The organism is Phocaeicola oris (genome assembly GCF_021295095.1).
Taxonomy (GTDB): Bacteria; Bacteroidota; Bacteroidia; order Bacteroidales; family Bacteroidaceae; genus Phocaeicola; species Phocaeicola oris.
In genome coordinates this window covers 25,835-31,834 of sequence record NZ_JAJLQX010000026.1, presented here as the reverse complement: position 1 = coordinate 31,834, position 6,000 = coordinate 25,835, and the positions used below count along the sequence as shown (strand labels likewise).

The 6,000-nt window shown below is 40.5% G+C and carries 4 protein-coding genes; all 4 read right to left on the bottom strand.

The genetic code is table 11. The features are described 5' to 3' along the window. Window positions 1-233 precede the first annotated feature (233 nt). Entirely contained in the window at window positions 234-1,433 is a 1,200-nt protein-coding gene (locus LO761_RS11290) for an acyltransferase family protein (RefSeq protein ID WP_272818383.1), read from the bottom strand. Window positions 1,434-1,627: 194 nt separating this feature from the next. Continuing rightward, window positions 1,628-3,154 carry a DUF3857 domain-containing protein gene (locus tag LO761_RS11285; protein WP_272818382.1) on the bottom strand — a complete coding sequence of 509 codons (1,527 nt, stop codon included), beginning with the start codon at window positions 3,152-3,154 and terminating at the stop codon, window positions 1,628-1,630. 9 nt (window positions 3,155-3,163) lie between these two features. Then, a complete protein-coding gene (locus LO761_RS11280; protein WP_407951565.1) occupies window positions 3,164-5,155 on the bottom strand; it encodes a DUF3857 domain-containing transglutaminase family protein in 1,992 nt (663 codons plus the stop codon). Window positions 5,156-5,185: 30 nt separating this feature from the next. Next, window positions 5,186-5,743 carry an FKBP-type peptidyl-prolyl cis-trans isomerase gene (locus LO761_RS11275; RefSeq protein WP_272818381.1) on the bottom strand — a complete coding sequence of 186 codons (558 nt, stop codon included), beginning with the start codon at window positions 5,741-5,743 and terminating at the stop codon, window positions 5,186-5,188. Window positions 5,744-6,000: the final 257 nt, after the last annotated feature.

The window sequence follows — 6,000 nt, the reverse complement described above, 5'->3', positions numbered from 1 at the left end:
TAAACCTTTTTATGTGTATCTTTTTGGTTATCAAATAGTTATGGTGTGTTTTCTGTTTCTAAACAAAAGTTAAATAGATACGTTTCGTTTTGCTTTTTTGGAACATTTCGTTTTGCGGATTATACATACGCATCACTTGATCAACTCATCTGCATGACTTGAACGATTCATCCGCATCAGTTGAGCAATTCATACGCATGAGTTAAACGAATCATACGTATCAGTTGAATAGGTTATTTCTTACGCTTCAACCAATGATCTTTTAGCCAATTGCGGACAGGCTCATCCCAAAGTTTAAGTGAAGCCCATGCTACCATCAGACTGAGGATAATGCTGCTGATGCAAACAAAGAGAATCTGATCGGCAGTAGCTTCAGGGTTATTTGCTTTCCATCCTAAACACAGGGTAAATATAATAGGCGAATGGGTGATATAAAGCGGATAGGAAATATCGCCTAACCATTTACATAATTTATGATTGTTACCCGAAACCGTTCCTTTTGCCCCCATATAAACGATGATAGGAAATGCGATAAGAATACAAAATGTTTCGTATAGACCGTTGAAGATTTCTTGACCACCTATTTTTATATATGGTACGATAAGTATAAGACAAAGCAGAGCTGACGCCGTTAGGAAACCATGACGATGGAGGTAAGAATCTTCTGTTCCTGATTCTTTTGGAGAATTCATCAGACGGGACATCAGAAGTCCTGCAAAGAATGGATAAAGTAGCCGGATCCATCCCAAAGCCAACTGGTCGGGATGCAGATCCCATCCTCCGATAAAGGTGTGAAGTTGATAATCCGGACGGCTATCCATAAGACCGAAGAAACTGAATTCAGTGCCGATACCCATAGTGAGTAATGCGAAAAAACCGACAAGAATAGCTAACATTGTCTTTCCTAAATGGCGAATGAATAAGGCATACAGAATATTGGCGAGATATTCATACATAAGCGTCCAAGCATTGCCATTGAAAGAGTTTAATTCTCCCCAACCACGTACATCAAACATTTTTGGAACAGGGATGAGTAGGATGGCAAAAAGAAAACTTATCAGAATAACCGGCCAGTGAGATTGCATGACTTGAGGAAGCCTGTTTCCTGCACCGAAGAAGAACATTAGTAATCCAAAGAACATGCCGAAAAGAAGCATAGGATGTAAACGGGTAAGACGACGCTTAAAGAAGTCCCATAGGCTCATGCCGTTCGAATTGGACGCACTCTTCCAACGGTCATCGTAAGCATAACCTACCACAAAACCTGAAAGAATGAAAAAGAAATCGACGGCCAAATATCCGTGGAAAGATCTGATACCCGGACCAAATTGTTCAAAATGATGGTATATAAGTACGATGATAGCGGCAACTCCACGAAGTCCGTCTAAAATTTCGTAACGTGGCTTGGATGCCAAATAAGTAGATTGATTCATTTCAATGTGAGATCTTTAGTATTAATACCTGATAGGGGGATTATTATTAATTTGGTGACAGAAAAGGAATTTGAGTTTTTTACAAAAGTTTTTACCTTTTTATATTCCTATATGTACCATCAGTATGGTATACATAGAACTTAACATAAAAACTCCTCTTCGGCAGTGCCTGAGAGGAGTTATGCAATGATACATTATTTCGCGATTATGGTACGGTAAGCCGGATCGTTCCATAAGTTGACTAAGGTACGGAACTGCGCATAGTCGCTTGTTGGAATAACTTGCTCGTTTAACCGGATACTACGGGTAACTTTTGCTTTTCCATCCACATTGATAAGTTGCAACTCAACGGCTCCCACCTTGTTGATAATACTTTTGTTAAAAGGTTTCGAAGCTAAAGACGTTCCACTTGGGAGTGTGATGTCGTAATTATCAGTTTCGTTAAGCAGTGTCGGAATTTCAAAAGCTTCCTTACGCTGTGTGTTCAGCGTAGTGATTCTCCATGTATCAAATCCTTTATCTGTAGATGGCAGTCGGTAAACAGTGTAACCTGCATGTTTGCTGACACCATCCTTATCCGAATTCAAATCTGTCACTACATTAGTTGTTACTTTTATAGGAGCAACTTTCACCATCATCCGATTACCATTCGCCCAGATTTGGTTTCCATAAGCCAATGTAGCAATTTCTCCTTTAGCTCCATCTAATGGAGAGACCATTTCATCACCTGATTTTATATAGATGTTTGATAAAGAGAGAAGACTGGGTGGAACATTTTTTGGAAAAGTGCAAACAATGCTTTCCTCTATATTCGCGGCTTTCAGTAAAGATATCATTAAGGCTGCTTTTTCAGCAGCAGTGCCGTATGCGCTGTTGGCAACTTCTTGTGGAGTACGAATCATATTTGCAATAGCTAATGGAATACGGGAACGACCAACTTCCTTAGTTACATAGTTGGTTATACTGCTGAGATTATTGTCGCCTGTATAGTTATTGACAGAACCTTCGGCAGCCTTGGCAATTAAATCGTTTACTGCTTTGGCACGTTCCTCATTACTTTGTTCGGTAGAAGCGAAGATGTATGGGATAGTATTTTGCGCAATGTAAAATTCAGGAGCAATTCCCGGAATATTATTAAATTTCCAAGTGTAGGTATTACCGTTCTTTTGGGGCTGTACACTTTCCTTTATTGTCTGTTGATAGAATAGATCCTCCGGAGCAGTGATACTCAAGGTGTATTCTTTGATGGGACTGTAATCGTTAAACTGATGATAGAAATCGTTAGCAGCCTGATAACCGGCCTTTGTAGTAATGGTATAATCCAAATAAATGGTGCATCCAAGTTCCGTACCGGTATGAGTGACCACCATTTCGGTGAGTTTATTGTATGCCGGAGCATCAGCAGCGAAACTTGGAAGCGACGGGTTGAACGCATTGTTTGGAGCCTTGACAATAGTACCGTCGGCTTGCTTGGTATACGACTCATTGATTTTCAGAGTTTGATAAGCCGGATTATATACGATGAAGGTTTCGCCGTACATACTGTCGAAAGAACGATGAGTATTCAGTTTCAATTCTTTTTGATAGCGGTATTCTGTGCTGCCATCGTTGTTGATGGTGTATGCTTCAGCCACTTTATTAAATACAGCTTCGTAAGGTTGTCCTTTTGAAGGTAAGGTAACTATCAAGCCTATTATTAATAGTAGTATATATTTCTTCATGACTTATTTTTATTTTTCGAGAACTAACATGTTGTTTGAAATAGCATTGGTGCCTAATACGGCAGAGCGGAAGCCTGTCCAGTCGTCTGCTTCATAGACACGTTTTTTCAACGACAGTTTCTGACTGATGGTAACTTTATTGCCTGATTGCTTTACAAAACCGGAAAAATCGGCTGCATCACTGTTTGTATGGATGTCTTCTACCTTCTCAACCAACCGGTATCCACTTGGAATATAAAGTGTTTCATTTAGATCGAGCAGGCGTGAACAACTATCTTTGAATCCGTAGTCACGGGTTTCTTTATCGGTATTGATACGCAAATAAGTACGGACGCTGTTATAAAGTTGTCCGCTGATAGGCTTCAATAGTAGCGAACCATCAGTCGTGGTCAATGCATAGTTCGGGATGGCAAATTTAAATGTAATCTTGATAGGACCGGTCTGATAGTTATCAGGATTCTTGCCATAGTTGACACTGATTAATTTAGCTTCGGGAGAGACTCGGAGCAATTCATTCTCCATAGCATTTTTCCACTGACTGGCAAAGCCGGTGGTGAATGCTCTACGGACAGAAGCATCAGTCTGACCTTCTGCTTGTACAGTGAATTCGCCGGTGAGTGTACCTTGAGCATCTACATTGCTCTTTACGTTTAGCTTCAGATAATGATTTTCCGGAGCTGAAACAGGAGTAAGACATAAGTCTGATCCTTCAGGAATGCCCGGCAGATAATTCTGCTGCTGTTCGGCACTCGACCAAAGTTCACGATTGAATGGAACCCAAGTTGGGTCAAGCGGTGTATAAGTGCCATTAGCCAACTTAACAACCGCAACGCAATGGTTGAAGTGGTCGGCAGGAATACTCTCTATCCTTGATCCGGCCATGGTCATAGCGGGATAAGCCTCGAAGCCGGCCATTCGGAGCATAGAAATCAACATGGCAGCTTTGTCTTTACAGACTCCGCAACGATCGGTGAAATTTGTTTTTGTATTATGCAACGTATATCCTTCGCCCTCACCCATTGATATACCGGAGTAACGTACGTTGTCAGCTACCCAGTGAGTTAGAACGGCAATTTTCTCCATATCCGTCTTTTTATCTTTAATCAGCTCATTCACTTTCTTCTGAGCCGGTTCGTAAGCTTCAAAGCTTCCGTAGTCCTCATTGACTTTATTAAACCATAAAGATTTCTCTTTCCATTCCGTTGTAGATGAGAGGAACAGTTTGGGGGCAACGTCGAAGAGGTCGACCATATTAGGTTCTCTCTTGAACGGCATGGCATGGGAAACAGAGAATGTTAGCAACTGACGGTCGTTCATCATACGTACAGACGAGTGGCATTCCCCTTGATAGAACTCATACTGAATATTCTTACTCTTTGGCGCATCTATGGAATATACCTTTGATATGGTAGGATAAGTTACCCAGAACGGAACAATATCGTAGAAGTGTCCTCTCATAGGAGGAATAAAACGGTCGTCGGAATCATCAAGTATGCCAGTGCCTGAAGGGAATGAATTAAATTCGTTTGCATTCAGTAAAGCATACGTAAATCCTTTCTTATTAATTTCGTAATCAATAATATCACCATTGCCCAATTTACCTACCTCAATCATGATTTGGCGAGCTCCCCAGTAAATTGCTCTGGCCGGAGCGGCATAGTCGCATGCCTTGTTGAGATTAATGTCTTTTTTACTTCCATCAGCTTTATAAACGGTCACTTTAGAAAATTTAGCGAAAGCTGTCAACGGATCATAATCATATTTAAGTACACGATAATTCAGTGCTCCTTTTGGCGTTTGTATTTTAACCACCTGATGAATATTGAAATTGCCTGAGCCATTTTCATCAACTGTAACTCCGATGCTGTCGAGCAGGATAACCACATCCTGTTTTTGCCAAGCTGTCTGTTTGTTGAGTTCTGCTTTTAGCGGACTCCAGCTTTGTGCCATTATCGGAATAAAGAATGTCGCTAAAATGGCAGAAAGAAATAGTTTCTTCATTTTATATTATATTTAGTGTTAATTATCAATTTATTTGGAACATCCGCCACCACAGTTCCCGCAGTTGCTTCCGCAATTTTCGCAGCCACCTCCATCGCAACTCTGACTCATGGCTTCCACCATTTGTTGGATTTCCTCTTTGGTTGCATCGCGGAGTTCAGTCACTTCGCCTTCAAAAGTCAGATCTTTTCCTGCAAACGGATGGTTCAAATCAACAGTCACCTGGTCTGGTTCAACCTTTGTAATTGTTGAGTAGAATCGGTGCCCTTCATTGTCTTGAAGCGGAACCATAGCACCTTCATATATATGATCTTCATCAAATTTTCCATCAATCTCGAACATATCTTTGGGAACGGTACGAATGCCTTCCGGAATATATTCTCCATAGGCATCGGCGCAAGGAATGGTAATAGCGAAAGGATCGCCGGTGTTGAGAATTGTAAGCGCATTTTCAAACTTCTCCAATGTGGTTCCCATTCCGGAAATAAAACGGAAAGGTCTCTCTTTTGTAGCTTCCTCGACTAATGTTTTCTTGCTGTTTTTCATCACATACAGTCTGTATGTTACGCTGATGTATTTATTTTCCATATACTTATATATTGATTAATCTTATTAGTGTGATATTTAATCTGACAAAGTTACAATTAAATCTTTAATTCTTACGTGATGAAGTAGCTTTTTGATAAATAAGAAAAGACAGAGGCATGAGTTCACATATTCATCAGAAGTTTTTATAAAATGATGCGGATGAGTTTGACAAGTCATGCGGATGAGTTGAACGATTCATGCGGATGAGTTGTTCAACTGATGCGGATCACTTTGCCCCTCTTTCCTTATGGCTAATC